Origin of the sequence: Pseudomonas sp. ERMR1:02 (genome assembly GCF_002277815.1) — a bacterium.
Taxonomy (GTDB): Bacteria; Pseudomonadota; Gammaproteobacteria; order Pseudomonadales; family Pseudomonadaceae; genus Aquipseudomonas.
In genome coordinates, this window is sequence record NZ_NKJI01000007.1 from 171087 (window position 1) to 189696 (window position 18610).

Here is an 18610-nt window from a genome sequence, read left to right on the forward strand (position 1 = left end):
CCTTCAAGCCTGTCACCGGTCAACTAACTATGCTCCATGCGCATCTGGGGGATAGGTGCGTGGCGGCTCTTGTGATAACATCCGGCGGTTTCCAGCGTTGCCCGACAGGGCGATCTTTACTACGCAGATCCAAGGCATAACTCGTTGATTTGTCGTAAGTCGGTGCATGGCACTCAGCCTGCAGCGGCGAGCTTCGTTCGTCCCATATGGATGTGACGGAGTTTCACCAGAAAAAGGAATCGAGCTTCTCATGGGCGAACTGGCCAAAGAAATCCTCCCGGTCAATATCGAAGACGAGCTGAAGCAGTCCTACCTCGACTACGCGATGAGCGTAATTGTCGGTCGGGCACTGCCGGATGCGCGCGATGGCTTGAAGCCCGTGCATCGGCGTGTGCTGTTCGCGATGAGCGAGCTGGGTAACGACTTCAACAAGCCGTACAAGAAATCTGCCCGTGTTGTCGGTGACGTGATCGGTAAGTATCACCCGCACGGTGATACCGCGGTGTACGACACCATCGTTCGGATGGCGCAGCCGTTCTCGCTGCGTTACCTGCTGGTAGACGGTCAGGGCAACTTCGGTTCGGTGGACGGCGACAACGCTGCGGCCATGCGATACACCGAAGTGCGCATGACCAAGCTGGCGCACGAGTTGCTGGCTGACTTGCACAAGGAAACCGTGGACTGGGTGCCGAACTACGACGGCACCGAAATGATCCCGGCGGTCATGCCGACCCGTATTCCCAACCTGTTGGTCAACGGCTCCAGCGGTATCGCCGTGGGCATGGCGACCAACATTCCGCCGCACAACCTCGGTGAAGTCATCGACGGTTGCCTGGCGCTCATCGACAACCCCGAGTTGACAGTCGACGAGCTGATGCAATACATCCCCGGTCCGGACTTCCCGACTGCCGCGATCATTAACGGTCGCGCCGGTATCATCGAAGCCTACCGCACCGGTCGTGGCCGCATTTACATGCGCGCCCGCTCGACCATCGAAGACATCGACAAGGTGGGTGGCCGACAGCAGATCGTCATCACCGAACTCCCTTACCAGCTGAACAAGGCGCGTCTGATCGAGAAGATCGCCGAGCTGGTGAAAGAGAAGAAGCTCGAAGGCATCACCGAGCTGCGCGACGAGTCCGACAAGGACGGTATGCGCGTCGTGATCGAATTGCGTCGTGGCGAAGTGCCTGAGGTAATCCTCAACAACCTTTACGCCCAGACCCAGCTGCAAGCGGTGTTCGGTATCAACATCGTTGCGTTGATCGACGGTCGCCCGCGGATTCTGAACCTCAAGGACCTGCTGGAAGCCTTCGTTCGTCACCGTCGCGAAGTCGTGACCCGCCGTACCGTGTTCGAACTGCGCAAGGCGCGCGAACGTGGGCACATTCTGGAAGGTCAAGCGGTTGCCCTGTCGAATATCGACCCGGTCATTGCCTTGATCAAAGCCTCGCCAACCCCGTCGGAAGCCAAGGAAGCGCTGATCAGCACTCCTTGGGAATCCTCTGCCGTGGTTGCGATGGTCGAGCGTGCCGGTGCCGATTCGTGCCGTCCGGAAAACCTCGATCCGCAATACGGTCTGCGTGACGGCAAGTACTTCCTGTCGCCAGAACAGGCGCAAGCCATTCTGGAACTGCGCCTGCACCGCCTGACCGGCCTGGAACACGAAAAACTGCTGGCCGAGTATCAAGAGATCCTCAACCAGATCGGCGAGCTGATCCGCATCCTCAACAGCGCCACGCGCCTGATGGAAGTGATCCGTGAAGAGCTGGAAGTGATCCGTGCCGAATACGGCGATGTGCGTCGCACCGAAATTCTCGATGCCCGTCTCGACCTGACCCTGGGCGACATGATCCCGGAAGAAGAGCGCGTCGTGACCATTTCCCACGGTGGCTATGCCAAGACCCAGCCGCTGGCTGCGTACCAGGCCCAGCGTCGTGGCGGTAAAGGCAAGTCGGCGACCGGCGTCAAGGATGAGGACTACATCGCTCACCTGCTGGTTGCCAACAGCCACACCACGCTGCTGCTGTTCTCCAGCAAGGGCAAGGTGTACTGGCTGAAAACCTACGAAATCCCTGAAGCATCCCGCGCTGCCCGTGGTCGTCCTTTGGTTAACCTGCTGCCGCTGGACAGTGATGAGTACATCACCACCATGCTGCCGGTCGAGGAATACACCGAAGGTCACTTCATCTTCATGGCTACCGCTAAAGGCACCGTGAAGAAGACCCCGCTGGAATCCTTCAGCCGTCAACGCAGCGTCGGCCTGATCGCGCTGGAGCTGGACGAAGGCGACGTATTGATCTCGGCTGCCATCACCGATGGCGAGCGTGAAGTCATGCTGTTCTCCGATGGCGGCAAAGTCACCCGCTTCAAGGAATCCGACGTTCGCGCCATGGGCCGTACCGCCCGCGGTGTTCGCGGCATGCGTCTGCCGGAAGGCCAGAAGCTGATCTCCATGCTGATCCCGGAAGAAGGCAGCGAGATCCTCACCGCTTCCGCGCGTGGCTACGGCAAGCGCACGGCGATCACCGAGTTTCCTGAGTACAAGCGTGGCGGTCAGGGCGTTATCGCCATGGTCAGCAACGAACGTAACGGTCGTCTGGTCGGTGCTGTGCAGGTACTCGACGGTGAGGAAATCATGTTGATTTCCGACCAGGGCACGTTGGTACGTACCCGTGTCGACGAAGTCTCCAGTCTGGGTCGTAACACCCAAGGCGTGACCCTGATCAAACTGGCCAAGGATGAAACCCTGGTCGGCCTTGAGCGGGTCCAGGAGCCGTCGGAAGTCGAGGGTGAAGAGCTCGAAGGCGAAGGTTTTGAAGGTGAAGAGGGCGAAGGTTTTGTCGGTGAGGTCGTGATCGACGACGTTGCCGAAGACCAGCAACTCGACGCCGCCGCTGACGAAGAACCACAAGAGTAAGTGGACATGAGGGGGCGGATGAAAATTCGCCCCCTTGTTGTTTGTCCTGTTGGAATATTGATGACCCTGTAGGAGCGAGCTTGCTCGCGATGGACGTTAACGATGGCGCGGGTTTCCTGATTAAGCGCGGTGCTTTCAAGTCTCTCGCGAGCAAGCTCGCTCCTACAGTGGCCGATTAAATGCAGATACCACCAAATCAGAGCGAGATTGGATGTGAGCAAGAGAGCCTATAACTTCTGCGCCGGTCCTGCGGCGCTTCCCGAAGCTGTCCTGCAGCGCGCCCAGGGTGAACTCCTTGATTGGCACGGCAAGGGCCTGTCGGTCATGGAAATGAGTCATCGCAGCGATGAGTTCGTGTCCATTGCCACCAAGGCCGAGCAGGATCTGCGTGATCTGCTGAATATCCCCTCGAACTACAAAGTGCTGTTTCTGCAAGGCGGCGCCAGCCAGCAATTTGCTCAGATTCCTCTGAACCTGTTGCCGGAAAATGGCACTGCCGACTATATCGACACCGGTATCTGGTCGCAGAAAGCCATCGAAGAAGCTTCGCGCTACGGCCACGTCAATGTTGCCGCAACCGCCAAGCCTTACGACTATTTCGCCATCCCCGGTCAGAACGAATGGAAGCTGTCCAAAGATGCGGCCTACGTTCACTACGCGCCGAACGAAACCATTGGCGGCCTGGAATTCCAGTGGGTTCCGGAAACCGGTGATGTGCCGCTGGTGGCCGACATGTCCTCGGATATTCTCTCGCGTCCGATGGATGTCTCGCGCTTCGGCATGATCTACGCCGGCGCCCAGAAAAACATCGGCCCGAGCGGCATCGTGGTGAACATCGTTCGTGAAGACCTGCTGGGTCACGCCCGTTCCCTGTGCCCGACTATGCTCAACTATAAGATCGCGGCCGATAACGGCTCGATGTACAACACCCCGCCAACCCTGGCCTGGTACTTGTCCGGTCTGGTGTTCGAGTGGATGAAAGAGCAGGGCGGCGTCGAGGCCATCGGCAAGCTCAACGATGTGAAGCAGCGCACGCTGTATGATTTCATCGATGCCAGCGGCCTCTACAGCAACCCGATCAACAAGTCGGATCGCTCGTGGATGAACGTGCCGTTTCGTCTGGCGGACGACCGTCTGGACAAGCCATTCCTGGCTGGTGCCGACGAGCGTAGCTTGCTGAATCTCAAGGGTCACCGTTCCGTGGGCGGCATGCGCGCTTCCATCTATAACGCCGTCGACATCAACGCGGTTAACGCGCTGGTGGCGTACATGGCAGAGTTCGAGAAGGAACACGGCTAATGTCTGAGCAAGAACTCAAGGCACTGCGCGTTCGCATTGATGCTCTGGACACCAAAGTCCTGGAGTTAATCAGTGAACGTGCGCGCTGCGCCCAGGAAGTTGCGCGAGTAAAGATGGCCTCGCTCGCCGAAGGCGAAGTGCCTGTGTTCTATCGTCCTGAGCGCGAAGCTCAGGTGCTCAAGCGTGTCATGGAGCGCAATCAGGGGCCGCTGGGCAACGAAGAGATGGCGCGGTTGTTCCGCGAAATCATGTCGTCGTGTCTGGCTCTGGAGCAGCCACTGAAAGTGGCTTATCTCGGCCCTGAAGGCACCTTTACTCAAGCCGCCGCAATGAAACACTTCGGCCATGCGGTGATCAGCAAGCCAATGGCGGCGATCGACGAAGTGTTCCGCGAAGTGGCGGCCGGTGCGGTGAATTTTGGCGTGGTCCCGGTGGAAAACTCCACCGAAGGCGCGGTCAACCACACCCTCGACAGCTTCCTCGAACACGACATGGTGATATGCGGCGAAGTTGAGCTGCGCATTCACCATCACCTGTTGGTTGGTGAGAATACCAAGACCGACAGCATCAGTCGTATCTACTCCCACGCCCAGTCCCTGGCCCAGTGCCGCAAGTGGCTGGACGCCCATTACCCGAATGTCGAGCGCGTGGCGGTGTCCAGCAACGCCGAAGCGGCCAAGCGAGTCAAGGGTGAGTGGAACTCGGCGGCGATTGCTGGCGACATGGCGGCCGGCCTGTACGGTCTGACCCGACTGGCCGAGAAAATCGAGGATCGTCCGGACAACTCCACGCGTTTCCTCATGATCGGCAACCAGGAAGTGCCGCCGACCGGCGACGACAAGACTTCGATCATCGTCTCCATGAGCAACAAGCCAGGTGCACTTCACGAGTTGCTGGTGCCGTTCCACGACAACGGCATCGACCTGACGCGAATCGAGACCCGTCCGTCGCGCAGCGGTAAATGGACCTACGTGTTCTTCATCGACTTTGTCGGCCACCACCGCGATCCGCTGGTAAAAGGTGTGCTGGAAAAGATCAGTCAGGAAGCAGTAGCACTCAAAGTGCTGGGTTCCTACCCGAAAGCAGTTCTCTAAGGGCGGTAGCAAATGAGTGGCAATTTCCTCGCTCTGGCACAGCCGGGCGTGCAACAACTTTCGCCTTACGTTCCGGGCAAACCCGTGGATGAACTGGCTCGCGAGCTGAACATCGATCCGGCCAGCATCGTTAAACTGGCGAGCAACGAAAACCCGCTGGGCGCCAGTCCCAAGGCGCTGGCGGCTATCCGTGAAGAGCTGGCCCAACTGACCCGCTATCCGGACGGCAATGGATTTGCGCTCAAGACCCTGCTGGCCGAACAGTGCCGCGTCGAGCTGAATCAGGTGACATTGGGCAACGGCTCCAATGACATACTTGAGCTTGTAGCGCGTGCCTATCTGGCCCCAGGCCTGAATGCGGTGTTCAGCGAGCATGCGTTTGCGGTCTATCCGATTGTGACTCAGGCCGTTGGCGCTCAGGCAAAAGTAATCCCGGCCAAAGACTGGGGTCATGATTTGCCGGCCATGCTGGCCGCGATCGATGCCGATACCCGTGTGGTGTTCATTGCCAACCCGAACAACCCGACCGGCACCTGGTTTGATGCCGAGGCGCTGGACGAGTTTTTGCAGGATGTTCCCGAGCATGTGCTGGTTGTGCTGGACGAGGCCTACATCGAATACGCCGAAGGCAGCGACCTGCCGGACGGTCTGGACTTCCTGGCGGCCTATCCGAACCTGCTGGTTTCCCGCACGTTCTCCAAGGCTTATGGCCTGGCGGCGTTGCGGGTCGGTTACGGCTTGTCCACTGCCGTGGTCGCCGACGTACTGAACCGCGTCCGTCAGCCGTTCAACGTCAACAGCCTGGCTTTGGCCGCGGCTTGCGCAGCGTTGCAAGACGCCGATTACCTGGCCGAAAGCCGGCGCGTGAACGAAGCCGGCATGCAGCAACTGGAAGCAGGTTTCCGTGAGTTGGGTTTGAGCTGGATTCCGTCCAAAGGCAACTTCATCTGCGTTGATGTCGCCCGCGTTGCTGCTCCTGTGTTTCAGGGTTTGTTGCGCGAAGGCGTAATCGTACGCCCGGTGGCCAACTATGGCTTGCCGAATCACCTGCGCATCACCATCGGTCTGCCGGCTGAAAACAGCCGCTTCCTCGAGGCGCTGACCAAGGTTCTGGCTCGTGGTTGATGTCACTGCGCTGCAATCTGCTGAACCTATGATCGGGCGCCTGGTGGTGGTGGGTCTGGGGTTGATCGGCGGCTCGTTTGCCAAGGGTTTGCGTGAAAGTGGCCTGTGCCGCGAAGTGGTCGGGGTCGATCTCGACCCGCAGTCGCGCAAACTGGCGGTTGAATTGGGTGTGGTGGATCGCTGCGAAGATGACCTGGCGGTTGCTTGTCAGGGTGCCGATGTTATCCAGTTGGCCGTGCCAATCCTCGCCATGGAAAAACTGCTCGCTCGACTGGCGGGCATGGATCTGGGTGAGGCGATTCTGACCGATGTAGGCAGTGCCAAAGGCAATGTCGTGCGTGCCGCTACCGAGGCGTTCGGCGGCATGCCGTCGCGTTTCGTGCCGGGGCATCCGATTGCCGGTTCCGAGCAGAGCGGGGTGGAAGCCTCCAATGCCGAGTTGTTCCGTCGTCATAAAGTGATTCTGACGCCGCTGGATCAGACCGATCCGGAAGCTTTGGCAATGGTCGATCGCCTGTGGCGCGAATTGGGTGCCGATGTCGAGCACATGCAGGTCGAGCGTCACGATGAAGTATTGGCGGCAACCAGTCATTTGCCGCACTTGCTGGCATTCGGTTTGGTCGACTCGTTGGCCAAGCGCAATGAAAATCTTGAGATCTTCCGTTACGCTGCGGGCGGCTTCCGCGATTTCACGAGAATCGCCGGGAGCGACCCGGTCATGTGGCATGACATCTTCCTCGCTAACCGCGAAGCTGTCCTGCGCACACTCGATACATTTCGCAGCGACCTCGACGCCTTGCGCGACGCGGTCGATGCAGGGGATGGGCACCAATTGTTGGGCGTTTTCACTCGCGCCCGGGTTGCCCGCGAGCATTTCAGTAAAATCCTGGCCCGCAGGGCCTATGTGGACGCTATGAATTCCAACGATCTGATTTTCCTGGCTCAACCTGGTGGCCGCCTGTCCGGCCGGATTCGCGTACCGGGTGACAAATCGATTTCCCACCGTTCGATCATGCTCGGCTCCCTGGCCGAGGGCGTCACTGAAGTGGAAGGTTTCCTCGAGGGCGAAGACGCCCTGGCGACGCTTCAGGCTTTCCGTGACATGGGTGTCGTGATCGAAGGTCCGAACCACGGTCGCGTGACTATTCACGGCGTTGGCCTGCATGGCCTTAAGCCTGCGCCGGGGCCGATCTATCTGGGCAACTCGGGTACTTCGATGCGTCTGCTGTCCGGCCTGTTGGCTGCGCAGAGCTTCGACAGCACTCTGACCGGCGACGCTTCGCTGTCCAAGCGCCCGATGAATCGCGTCGCCAACCCGCTGCGTGAAATGGGGGCGGTGATCGAGACGGCTGCTGAAGGCCGTCCGCCGATGACCATTCGCGGTGGTAACAAGCTCAAAGGTCTGACCTACACAATGCCGATGGCCAGTGCCCAGGTTAAATCCTGCCTGCTGCTGGCGGGTCTGTACGCCGATGGCAAGACCACGGTGACTGAGCCTGCGCCGACCCGCGATCATACCGAGCGCATGCTGCGTGGCTTCGGTTATCCGGTCACCGTCAACGGTGCAACCGCATCGGTCGAGTCCGGCAGCAAGCTGACCGCAACCCACATTGAAGTGCCGGGCGATATCTCGTCGTCGGCGTTCTTCCTGGTGGCCGCGTCGATCGCCGAGGGTTCCGAGCTGGTGCTTGAACACGTCGGCATCAACCCGACCCGTACCGGGGTGATCGACATCCTGCGTCTGATGGGTGCTGATATCACTCTGGAAAACCAGCGTGAAGTCGGCGGCGAACCGGTGGCTGATCTGCGCGTGCGTGCAGCTAAACTCAAAGGTATCGAGATTCCCGAAGAGCTGGTTCCGTTGGCTATCGACGAGTTTCCGGTGCTGTTCGTGGCTGCCGCCTGCGCTGAAGGGCGCACCGTGCTGCGTGGCGCTGAAGAGCTGCGCGTCAAGGAATCGGACCGTATCCAGGTCATGGCAGATGGCCTGCTGGCGCTAGGCGTCAAATGCGAACCGACTCCGGACGGCATCATTATCGATGGCGGCCTGATCGGCGGCGGCGAGGTGCACGGTCACGGCGATCACCGGATTGCCATGGCGTTCAGCGTTGCCTCGCTGCGTGCCACTGCGCCGATTCGAATTCATGATTGCGCCAACGTCGCGACGTCGTTCCCCAACTTCCTCGCGCTGTGCGCGCAGGTTGGTATCCGCGTTGCTCAAGAGGCTCAGTCGTGATCAGCATTGCACCGGTCATCACCATTGATGGGCCAAGCGGCTCCGGAAAAGGCACTGTTGCCGGGATACTGGCCAAGCGTCTGGGCTGGAACCTGCTGGACTCCGGTGCGCTTTACCGGTTGCTGGCATTCGCCGCGCATAACCACGGCGTCGACCTGACCAATGAAGAGCTACTGAAGAAACTTGCCGCTCATCTGGATGTGCAGTTCATTGCGGCGACCGACGGTCAGCTGCAACGCATCATCCTGGAAGGTGACGAAGTCAGCGACGTGATCCGTACGGAAGGCGTCGGCTCAGGTGCCTCCCAGGTGGCTGCATTGCCCGCAGTACGCGAGGCGCTGCTGCAGCGCCAGCGCGCATTTCAGGAAGCGCCGGGCCTGGTCGCCGATGGCCGCGACATGGGTACGGTGGTTTTTCCGGATGCGCCGCTAAAGATTTTCCTCACGGCCAGTGCCGAGGAGCGTGCTCGCCGTCGATACTTGCAGTTGAAGGGCAAAGTCGATGGTGTTAGTCTGTCGAGTCTGCTAGATGAGATACGTGAGCGCGATGAGCGCGACACCCAGCGAGCGGTAGCCCCGCTCAAGCCGGCGGTTGACGCTATACAGCTGGATTCCACGGAATTATCCATCGATCAGGTGCTGGAACGCATCATGAGCGAGATCGCACTCCGCGATATCGCCGGATGACCAAGAAGCGACGCAGGGGACCAGTCATAGTCCTGCGCTGTTTCTTTAAATGAACGTAACCCACGTCGTCTGGGATGTGGAGATGGGCGTATTCTTCGCCCTTATACTCAGGAATTAAAATGAGCGAAAGCTTTGCGGAACTCTTTGAAGAAAGCCTAAAAACCCTGAACCTTCAGGCAGGCTCCATCATCACCGGTGTTATCGTTGATATCGATTACCAAGCTCGCTGGGTAACCGTTCACGCTGGCCTGAAGTCTGAAGCACTCATCCCGCTTGAGCAGTTCTACAACGACGCTGGCGAACTGAACATCAACGTCGGTGACGAAGTTCACGTAGCGCTGGATTCGGTTGAAGACGGCTTTGGTGAAACCAAGCTGTCCCGTGAAAAAGCCAAGCGCGCCGAGTGCTGGATTGTTCTGGAAGCTGCCTTCGCAGCCGAGGAAGTGGTCAAGGGCGTTATCAACGGTAAGGTTAAAGGCGGCTTCACTGTCGACGTTAACGGCATCCGTGCGTTCCTGCCAGGTTCCCTGGTTGACGTCCGTCCTGTGCGCGACACCACGCACCTGGAAGGCAAAGAGCTGGAATTCAAGGTCATCAAGCTTGACCAGAAACGCAACAACGTTGTCGTTTCCCGTCGCAGCGTCCTGGAAGCCGAGAACTCCGCCGAGCGCGAAGCTCTGCTGGAATCCCTGCAGGAAGGCCAACAAGTCAAAGGTATCGTCAAGAACCTCACCGATTACGGCGCATTCGTCGATCTGGGTGGCGTCGATGGCCTGCTGCACATTACCGACATGGCTTGGAAGCGTATCAAGCATCCTTCCGAAATCGTCAACGTTGGCGACGAGATCGATGTCAAGGTTCTGAAGTACGATCGCGAGCGCAATCGTGTTTCCCTGGGCCTCAAGCAACTGGGCGAAGATCCATGGGTTGCTATCAAAGCCCGTTACCCAGAAAGCACTCGCGTTACCGCTCGTGTAACCAACCTGACCGACTACGGCTGCTTCGCTGAGCTGGAAGAAGGCGTTGAAGGTCTGGTACACGTTTCCGAAATGGACTGGACCAACAAGAACATCCACCCTTCGAAAGTCGTACAAGTCGGCGACGAAGTGGAAGTTATGGTTCTGGACATCGACGAAGAGCGTCGTCGTATCTCCCTCGGCATCAAGCAGTGCAAATCTAACCCATGGGAAGATTTCTCTGGCCAGTTCAACAAGGGCGATAAAATCTCCGGCACCATCAAGTCGATCACCGATTTCGGTATCTTCATTGGTCTGGACGGCGGCATCGACGGTCTGGTTCACCTGTCCGACATCTCCTGGAACGAAGTGGGCGAAGAAGCCGTACGCCGCTTCAAGAAGGGCGACGAGCTGGACACCGTTATCCTGTCGGTTGACCCAGAGCGCGAGCGCATCTCCCTGGGTATCAAGCAACTGGAAAGCGATCCGTTCTCCGAGTACGTTCAAGAGAACGATAAAGGCGCCATCGTTAAAGGCATCGTGAAGGAAGTTGACGCTAAAGGCGCCATCATCACTCTGGCCGACGATATCGAAGCGACTTTGAAAGCCTCCGAAATCAGCCGTGACCGCGTTGAAGACGCTCGTAACGTTCTGAAAGAAGGCGAAGAAGTAGAAGCCAAGATCATCAGCGTTGACCGCAAGAGCCGTGTAATCCAGCTCTCGATCAAGTCGAAAGACGTTGAAGACGAGAAAGAAGCTATCCAGAGCCTGCGCGACAAGCCAGTAGCTACGGATGCTCCAGTAGCCACCACTCTGGGTGACCTGCTGCGTGCTGCACAAGCGGAAAAACAGAACTAAGTTCTGATTTTCTGTAAAAAAAGGGCGACTTCGGTCGCCCTTTTTTGTGTCTGAAATTCGGTGAAGGTTACGACACTCTCAGCATCTGGAAACCAATCATCATGTATGGGGTCTATTTTTTTAATCGGATCAATCGCTTATTTACGGCTAGTCTGTAGCCTGAGGTGAACGACAGTCGGGCGCAGGGCGCCTGGCATAAGGAAGTGAATGAACAAACTCATCGTCGTCATGGCATTGCTGGTATTGGCGGCCTGTACCACTAATGCCAGGACGTATGCAGTGCGCGGGGTCAGCGGTATCGAGATCGACTGCTCAGGATTGGGGTCGGGATGGGAGAAGTGTCGCAAACGAGCAGACAAGGAGTGCAAGGCGTCAGGTTATAAAGTGGTGGCAAGGTCTGATGATGCCAAGGAAGAGGATGAATTTCCCTTTGGCTTAAATCCGGCAGGCTACCTGACTCGTACGATGCTGGTTATTTGCAGGTGAGCATGGGGCAGGGGTATTCGTTTCGATGCTGTGAAAACGAGCATTGCGCAACGGGCAAGGGTATGTCAAAACTCGGACTGTTCAAACTCGTCCCGGCATGCTAAAACCTTTGAAGCGATTTTCCTAGCTGCTTGAAAAAGAAGGGAAAAATATGACGAAGTCGGAGTTGATCGAACGAATTGTCACCCATCAAGGGCTGCTCTCATCAAAGGATGTGGAGCTAGCCATCAAGACCATGCTTGAACAAATGTCCCAATGTCTGGCCACGGGTGATCGTATCGAAATCCGTGGTTTGGCAGCTTCTCTCTGCATTACCGTGCGCCGCGGGTAGGGCGTAATCCGAAAACTGGTCAGTCGGTTAGTCTCGATGGAAAGTTCGTTCCGCATTTCAAGCCGGGGAAAGAGCTTAGGGATCGGGTGAATGAGGATGAGGACGAGATTTGATACTTATCTATCTTAGGAGTAACTCATGAGTCGTTTGAAGCGCGGGCTTCTTGTGCTCGTTGTTTTCCTGTCCGCACTGATCGTTTTTGCCTTTGTGCTTGAGAATCAGCAGTCTGTTTCCTTGTTATTCCTAGGCTTAACCGGTCCACAGTTACCCGTGTCTATTGTTGTTGTGGCAGCGCTCCTGACAGGGATGATTATTGGGCCAGTTATCCGTTGGCTGTTCGGCAATGTCGCACGAATGCGGCGTAAATGACTGGTCTGATCAGGTTGTGATGAATGTCCCCACCCTTGCTCCAGCACTACCCGATAATAAGCTGATGGAATTATAGTAGATCAATCGGTATCCTACCCTCGAAAGGGAGATACTGAAAATAGCAAGGCTGTGTACCCAGTACCCTTTGTCGTGTCAAAAGTCCGTATCAATCGTTTGAAGTGCAAAGCTCGTTAGTACCTTTACTGGGAAATTACCTCCCGTCAGGGAGTGTAAATTACGCTGCCTTTTGTATAAGAGGGTATTTAGATTGTCTGCGATATTGTCTTGTTGCGATGGATCAGAGGACCTGTCCGGGTCGCCGGGGGGGGGCGGTAAAACATATATAACATTTACTTTTTTATCGAATAAGAAAAATATGACCATAAATAATGAAGCAGCTGGGCTACACGTTTTTTTTTCAATTAAAGGCGTTTTGATTTGTGCTTTTGTGGTTCTTGCATATCTTTCATATTCCATACCAATGGTTTATAGCTATTTTGATTCGGTAAATTTTATTTATGTTAATGCATGGGATGAGGAAACTTATTTAAGTTATCAGGGCGCTTTGGCAGCGATGAAAGTTCCTGGATACTGGTTTTCATCAGTGATTGTGTATGTTTTTCACAATGCTGGCTTCAGTGGTGGGGATATAAATTTAATATTTGATTGTATTTTGACACCGGTCATGTTTTTTGCGCTGGTTTTGTCGTTTAAATGTTCAGGGTTTAAAGTTGATAATGCTGTATTTTTCTCAGTAGTACTATTGTTTTCTCCAATATTATTTAATTTTGGCAACCCATTGGTTCAGAGTTTCTTCCTGAGGGAGTATGGGGTTTTCGGTTTTGGATTCGAGCCATATCAGTCCATCTTGCGGACACCTGAGCCACAGTTGTCTTGTCTTTTGATCTCTGTTGCTGTTGCCTATTATACAAAAACAAAAAAGTTAATAGGTCTTTTTGTGGTTTTACCCTTCCTATATTTCTATGTGGCTATTGTTTATGTTTTTTTCTTGATCGCCGTATTAACGTTTGTGCGGATTGGATTTTTTCGAGGGAGCACTAATGCTCTTAGGGTCTTTTTCGCCTGTTTTTTTTCTTATTTTATTGTGTCGATTGGCTTTGCTGCGTTGGACGCTGTCTTTTTTTCTCGAGACGTTTTTATTGTCGCTTCCAGTAGCCTCTATATTAAAACTCATGTTCCTATAATTCCGGTGGCAGGTGTGTTCGCTTTCGTGCTGTTAGCGATGCAGTTAATTTTAACCAGGGTAATGGAAGCTACGCATAATAATTATAATGGGTTTCAATTGTTTTTGGTATGTTCTATTTTTCTGGTTTCCAATATTCATGTTTTGTCCGGAGTTATGCTTTCATATAAAAATTATATGGATTATGCGGTTGGTTTTATAGGTGGTGCGAGCCTAATTATTTTTATTCAATTTTTGATTGCGAATAAAGTGTATGGGGTGGGCCTTGTTGGTGGGTTTTTGCAGTTGTAATTTTGCTTTTTACTTTTAGTGCATATGGTTTTAGTTTTAAAAACTTTGAGTATTATTTTTTTCGAGGGCTGCAGTTCAAAACAGTAGAAGAGTATAACTACACTTCTCAAAATCTAATGACAATCATTATTCCAGATAGCGATTTGTCGGCGAAAATCCCTTATTCGGTGGCGAAGGCGGTTATCCCTATGTTTTCGTATCAATATAATTTTCCATTCTTGGCTAAAGGCTGCAGCTCAGTTCTTGGAAGGATGCAGGAAGCATTTGAGTTCCTGAAGAAGGAAGAGCCTGAACTCTATCTCTTGAAGAAAGATTACTTTATGCATTCTATTGAAGTATTCTCAGGGAGGAATATAGTGCCTATGGATCTAACCAGTCAGGCTGTGGAGTCAGGATTTTGTACGCGGCCGGCGATGAAAGGTTCATTTCAGGTTCTGAAACAGGACTTTAGAGACAATGGTTGGCAGAGAATCAAGATATTTTAATAGGCGGTGACGGAGTCAGACTGAAGTTTTACTGATCCGAGAAGAAATGAGTGAATAGGTAAGGGAAGTGAATGGATCCTGCAACGATAACGCAATAACTAAAAGTAGCGGTCAAAGTCACCATCTGATACCCGATGCTGTGCTCCCGATTCCTTTCCGGAGCCACTACCTCTGCTGCGTCCCGACGCAAAAGTAGAAAAAGTCTATCTCTACCCCCAAACCCCTCAATTTTCGAAAATCCATTAATGGTCTCGCTTCTCTGTTCGAACTGGACATCAAGGTCGCGGTGTTTGACCCCGTGCTTTTCGTGTTCCTCAACAAGCTTCGAAACCGAGTGAAAATTTTGTATTGGAAGCGCAACGGCTTTTGCCTCTGGCTAAAGCAGCTGTAGTGTGGGCGCTGTAAGCGCTCCATAAACCCCACATTCAAAGCGCTTAGCTGATGCCGGATGCTGTGCTCCCGATTCCCTCAGGAGCCCGTTCGCCATGATGCGACCCGACGCAAAAGTCGAAAAAGTGTATTTGTACCCCAAGCCCGTCGACTTTCGAAAATCCATCGATGGCCTGGCGGCGCTGGTTGAGTTGGATATAAAGGTGGCGGTCTTCGACCCCGTGCTTTTCGTCTTCCTCAACAAACCTCGCAACCGCGTGAAAATCCTGTATTGGGAACGCAACGGCTTCTGTCTTTGGCTGAAACGCTTGGAGTCCAAGCGATTCAAAACATCGCCCGATGTCACCGACGAGGCGATCGTCCTGACTGTCCAGGAACTCAACTGGATGCTCGACGGTTTCGACCTTTGGCGAAACCGTCCTCATCAAGTTTTGACGCCGCGATTCGTAGCCTGATTCGGTATAATCCAGGGCATGAATTCCATGCCCGAAGACCTTCCGGATGATCCTGAATTGCTCAAGCAGATGCTTGCAAAGATGCAATCCAGAGTGGGTGTGCTCGAAGAGCAAGTTGCGCTGCTAAGGCAACGGCTGTTCGCTAGAAAATCTGAGCAAACGGTCGATCCAGCGACTCCGCAAATGGCGCTGTTTAACGAAGCGGAGCACGAAGGAAAGCCTGCGGGCGAGACTTCAGAAGAAGAGACCGTTGCTACGGCCAAGCGTCGCGGTAAGCGCAAGCCGTTACCTGCCGATCTTCCTCGTATTGAAGTCATCCATGAGCTTCCCGAACACGAGCTGACTTGCATCTGCGGTTGCCGCAAACACGCCATTGGCGAGGAAGTCAGCGAGCAGCTTGAAATCGTGCCGATGCAGATTCGTGTGATCAAACACGTTCGTAAAGTCTATGGCTGCCGCGATTGCGAAGCACCACCGGTCACCGCAGACAAGCCGGCTCAAGTGATTGAAAAAAGCATGGCCAGCCCAAGTGTCTTGGCGATGCTGCTGACCACCAAGTATGTCGATGGACTGCCGCTTCACCGTTTTGAAAAAGTACTGGGTCGTCACGGCATCGATATTCCACGCCAGACCTTGGCACGCTGGGTTATCCAGTGCGCTGAGCACTTCCAGCCGCTGCTGAATTTAATGCGCGATAGTCTGTTGGCCAGCCGTGTCATCCACTGCGATGAAACACGCGTGCAGGTGTTGAAAGAGCCTGATCGAGAGCCGAGCAGCCAGTCCTGGATGTGGGTGCAAACGGGCGGCCCGCCAGATAAACCGGTGATCCTTTTTGACTTCTCCACCAGCCGGGCGCAGGAGGTGCCAACGCGCCTACTTGAAGGTTATTGCGGTTATTTGATGACTGATGACTATGCGGGCTACAACGCGTTGGGCTCCCAACCTGGCGTAGAGCGGTTGGGCTGCTGGGCGCACGCGCGGCGCAAGTTCGTCGACGCGCAAAAAGTGCAACCCAAGGGCAAGTCAGGACGCGCCGATATCGCATTAAAACTGATCAGTAAGCTTTACGGTATCGAGATTGCGCTCAAGCAGTGCAGCGATGAGGGGCGGAAAAAGGGTCGTCAGGAGTTGAGCGTCAGCGTGCTGAGCGAACTGAAAAAATGGATGGTAAAAACCTTGCCATATGTGACGACACAAAACGCATTGGGCAAAGCGGTCGGCTACCTTGCCAGCAACTGGAACAAACTTGAACGCTACGTCGAAGAAGGCTACTTGCCGATCGACAACAACGCCGCCGAACGAGCCATCAGGCCCTTCGTTATCCGAAGAAAAAACTGGTTGTTCAGCGACACGCCCAAAGGCGCAACGGCCAGTGCTCAACTTTACAGTTTGGTCGAGACAGCCAAAGCCAACGGCCAGGAGCCCTACGCGTGGCTGCGCCACGTATTAGAGCGGCTGCCCCTGGCGACCTCGATTGAAGATTATGAAGCGCTGTTGCCCTGGAGCTGTACACCCCAATCTCATAGTTAAACGCTCCGCTCGCCTTTGACTAGGTGGGGTTTGTGGAGCGCTTACTGGGCGCTTCAAAGCATCGCCGGATTATTCGGATGAAGACCAGGGGGAGCTGGCGAAACAGATGATCGCCGGGCTTGAGCAGTTGGCTCAGCAGGCTGAAGAGGACGCTCCATGACACATCAACCGAAAGGCGGCATGTGCGGCACCTGCGTCCAAGCCACCACAATTGCAACTACCTACCTTTCAGAATCATGTCGGCGCTCACCCGGGATGCTCAGATCACTATCGTCCGCTGCACTGACTTCCAGCGCCGTAAGCAGCTGTAAAGAAAACAACTCAACAGCCTGCCGGTGAATGGCGGGTGAAGGATTACCCATGCCCAAAATTAAGCACACGTCGGACCCTTGGAGAATCGTTGAAGACTTCATGGGTACGACCGAAATCGAATCTGATAACGAGTGCGACGATGCCTACCCCAAGCAGGTCTCTGTTCTCGCAAGAGAGATCGGCGGGCGCGTCATGGCGCCGTGTTCGACGACTACAGCGAGGTCGAAGCGAACGTAAAGCTGATCGCCGCCACTCCGGATTTGCTTGCGGCGCTTCAAGTGGCGCCGAGAACTGCACACTTGCCAAGAGCGTGCGGAACAGAGGGTGTTACCCCAAGGAGAGCCGGCCGAAGCGTTTGAATGGTTCAAGGTAGACTAGCATTCAGTAACGTACGTTACCACTGCCTGACTTGATCAAATCAATAGAAGAGGATTCCGCAGGCAATGATTAGTTCTAATCCGGCGCCAGAGATTTGAGTCGCTCTTCCAACGCTTTTCCGAAAATGATATGGAGCTTTTCCGCATCACTCGACCCTCCCGATTCTGAAAGGAACCGATAAGCCTTGTCGCCACGCACTACATTTTCCAAGACAATCCCTCTTTCTTATGCTTATGAGCAAAATCATGGATCAACCTGACCACTTGGCCACGTAGTGGCTTTAGCGGGTGACCTCGCGCACGTGCTCTTGGCGCCCGGCCAACGCGACGCATCAAAATGACCCACAGAAGGGTAAGGGTGCCCAAATGACTCATGGCGTCACGTTCGTGATGCTACGGAGGTGTTCTATTGCCTAAAAACCAACCTGCGTAACCTTGTTTACGTTAATATAACATCCCGGATCACGCATCCACAGCGAACGCGATCAATCACTACCTAGCGCCAGGGATGTCACTCAGACCATGCCATTTACTCTCCAGCTCTTTCTAGATGGGCAAAAAAATCAGCAAGAACGAGTACGTAAGATGTAACGGAGATAAATCTGAAAAATGGACAAGCCTATCTCGTTATTTACTATTTTAACAACTGGCCGTTATGATATGAGTCATACTAAAAACTACCTAACAATCGCCGTTGCTGCATTTGTTGCCATTTGCTTAATTCAAGAAAACTCCATTTTTTGTATTTCGGAATAATAGGCGCTTCTCTGCTTATCATTACGGCAGTATTTTCTCCATGGCTTGGATTGCTGGCGTTGTTTCCTATTACCTTCGCCCTACCTCCAGCACCAACTACAATCGGCGCAACAGAGATTTTGTTTTCAGTTCTTTTTGCGACAATTTTCATTAGCACTTTCGCTCATGCACTTCGCTCGAAGGATAACCACTTTAAATAAAAACATATGGTCTTGTATTGCTTGCGGGACTTTTTGTGCTCGCTGTAAACCTAGCTGCCTCCATAAAAAATGGAGTTCCTATTCCGGATTGGGTTAGAGGCGTAACTCCCTTTTTATTCCTGTTTCAGTTCCTGCCTATAGCTGTATTGGTCGGTGACAACGAAAACAAGATCCGCTGGTTGGGAGTTTCCATTGCCGCCTAGTTTTCATGTTTGCGGCATATATTATTTTCTTTTATTTCTGCAACGAC

At 54.3% G+C, this 18610-nt stretch carries 15 protein-coding genes and 1 pseudogene; 15 read left to right on the forward strand and 1 reads right to left on the reverse strand.

The window, feature by feature from the left end; all coding sequences use genetic code 11:
• Positions 1–250: 250 nt before the first annotated feature.
• The 15 genes and pseudogenes from gyrA to CES87_RS15535 all read left to right on the forward strand — a co-directional run bounded on the left by gyrA (position 251) and on the right by CES87_RS15535 (position 16715).
• Positions 251–2920 carry a DNA gyrase subunit A gene (gene gyrA, locus CES87_RS15465; RefSeq protein WP_128606796.1) on the forward strand — a complete coding sequence of 890 codons (2670 nt, stop codon included), beginning with the start codon at positions 251–253 and terminating at the stop codon, positions 2918–2920.
• Between the two features lie 213 nt (positions 2921–3133).
• Entirely contained in the window at positions 3134–4219 is a 1086-nt protein-coding gene (serC, locus tag CES87_RS15470) for a 3-phosphoserine/phosphohydroxythreonine transaminase (protein ID WP_128606797.1), read from the forward strand.
• A complete protein-coding gene (gene pheA, locus CES87_RS15475; RefSeq protein WP_027620100.1) occupies positions 4219–5313 on the forward strand; it encodes a prephenate dehydratase in 1095 nt (364 codons plus the stop codon). Before serC ends, pheA begins: the two co-directional genes overlap by 1 nt.
• A 12-nt stretch (positions 5314–5325) precedes the next feature.
• The gene (hisC, locus tag CES87_RS15480) at positions 5326–6438 is read left to right on the forward strand and encodes a histidinol-phosphate transaminase (RefSeq protein WP_128606798.1); all 1113 of its coding nucleotides are present in this window, start codon (positions 5326–5328) and stop codon (positions 6436–6438) included.
• Positions 6439–6466: 28 nt separating this feature from the next.
• Positions 6467–8674, forward strand: a complete 2208-nt coding sequence (locus CES87_RS15485) for a bifunctional prephenate dehydrogenase/3-phosphoshikimate 1-carboxyvinyltransferase (protein WP_256590938.1) — start codon at positions 6467–6469, stop codon at positions 8672–8674.
• Positions 8671–9360 carry a (d)CMP kinase gene (gene cmk, locus CES87_RS15490; RefSeq protein WP_128606800.1) on the forward strand — a complete coding sequence of 230 codons (690 nt, stop codon included), beginning with the start codon at positions 8671–8673 and terminating at the stop codon, positions 9358–9360. Before CES87_RS15485 ends, cmk begins: the two co-directional genes overlap by 4 nt.
• A 119-nt stretch (positions 9361–9479) precedes the next feature.
• Positions 9480–11174: a 30S ribosomal protein S1 gene (rpsA, locus tag CES87_RS15495; protein ID WP_047527094.1), complete on the forward strand. Its 1695-nt coding sequence runs from the start codon at positions 9480–9482 to the stop codon at positions 11172–11174.
• Between the two features lie 207 nt (positions 11175–11381).
• Positions 11382–11660 carry a hypothetical protein gene (locus tag CES87_RS15500; RefSeq protein ID WP_128606801.1) on the forward strand — a complete coding sequence of 93 codons (279 nt, stop codon included), beginning with the start codon at positions 11382–11384 and terminating at the stop codon, positions 11658–11660.
• Positions 11661–11811: 151 nt separating this feature from the next.
• Positions 11812–12104, forward strand: a pseudogene (ihfB, locus tag CES87_RS15505) (integration host factor subunit beta).
• Between the two features lie 25 nt (positions 12105–12129).
• Positions 12130–12360: a lipopolysaccharide assembly protein LapA domain-containing protein gene (locus CES87_RS15510; RefSeq protein WP_128606802.1), complete on the forward strand. Its 231-nt coding sequence runs from the start codon at positions 12130–12132 to the stop codon at positions 12358–12360.
• 376 nt (positions 12361–12736) lie between these two features.
• Entirely contained in the window at positions 12737–13855 is a 1119-nt protein-coding gene (locus tag CES87_RS15515; RefSeq protein WP_128606803.1) for a hypothetical protein, read from the forward strand.
• 2 nt (positions 13856–13857) lie between these two features.
• Positions 13858–14340: a hypothetical protein gene (locus CES87_RS15520; protein ID WP_128606804.1), complete on the forward strand. Its 483-nt coding sequence runs from the start codon at positions 13858–13860 to the stop codon at positions 14338–14340.
• 274 nt (positions 14341–14614) lie between these two features.
• Positions 14615–14731 carry a transposase gene (gene tnpB / locus CES87_RS33155; RefSeq protein WP_256590939.1) on the forward strand — a complete coding sequence of 39 codons (117 nt, stop codon included), beginning with the start codon at positions 14615–14617 and terminating at the stop codon, positions 14729–14731.
• Between the two features lie 94 nt (positions 14732–14825).
• On the forward strand, positions 14826–15185 hold the full coding sequence (gene tnpB, locus CES87_RS15530; RefSeq protein WP_256590931.1) for an IS66 family insertion sequence element accessory protein TnpB: 360 nt from the start codon (positions 14826–14828) through the stop codon (positions 15183–15185).
• A gap of 18 nt (positions 15186–15203) precedes the next feature.
• A complete protein-coding gene (locus tag CES87_RS15535; RefSeq protein ID WP_128606805.1) occupies positions 15204–16715 on the forward strand; it encodes an IS66 family transposase in 1512 nt (503 codons plus the stop codon).
• Positions 16716–18074: 1359 nt separating this feature from the next.
• On the opposite strand, the gene CES87_RS15545 is transcribed toward CES87_RS15535, so the two are convergent.
• The gene (locus CES87_RS15545) at positions 18075–18311 is read right to left on the reverse strand and encodes a hypothetical protein (protein WP_128606806.1); all 237 of its coding nucleotides are present in this window, start codon (positions 18309–18311) and stop codon (positions 18075–18077) included.
• Positions 18312–18610 lie beyond the last annotated feature (299 nt).

Coding starts and splice junctions, on each gene's coding strand:
- gyrA (WP_128606796.1), top strand. CDS start 251: ATGGGCGAACTGGCCAAAGAAATCCTCCCGGTCAATATCGAAGACGAG.
- pheA (WP_027620100.1), top strand. CDS start 4,219: ATGTCTGAGCAAGAACTCAAGGCACTGCGCGTTCGCATTGATGCTCTG.
- hisC (WP_128606798.1), top strand. CDS start 5,326: ATGAGTGGCAATTTCCTCGCTCTGGCACAGCCGGGCGTGCAACAACTT.
- CES87_RS15485 (WP_256590938.1), top strand. CDS start 6,467: ATGATCGGGCGCCTGGTGGTGGTGGGTCTGGGGTTGATCGGCGGCTCG.
- rpsA (WP_047527094.1), top strand. CDS start 9,480: ATGAGCGAAAGCTTTGCGGAACTCTTTGAAGAAAGCCTAAAAACCCTG.
- CES87_RS15500 (WP_128606801.1), top strand. CDS start 11,382: ATGAACAAACTCATCGTCGTCATGGCATTGCTGGTATTGGCGGCCTGT.
- CES87_RS15510 (WP_128606802.1), top strand. CDS start 12,130: ATGAGTCGTTTGAAGCGCGGGCTTCTTGTGCTCGTTGTTTTCCTGTCC.
- CES87_RS15515 (WP_128606803.1), top strand. CDS start 12,737: ATGACCATAAATAATGAAGCAGCTGGGCTACACGTTTTTTTTTCAATT.
- tnpB (WP_256590931.1), top strand. CDS start 14,826: ATGATGCGACCCGACGCAAAAGTCGAAAAAGTGTATTTGTACCCCAAG.
- CES87_RS15535 (WP_128606805.1), top strand. CDS start 15,204: ATGAATTCCATGCCCGAAGACCTTCCGGATGATCCTGAATTGCTCAAG.
- CES87_RS15545 (WP_128606806.1), bottom strand. CDS start 18,311: ATGAAAATTGTCGCAAAAAGAACTGAAAACAAAATCTCTGTTGCGCCG.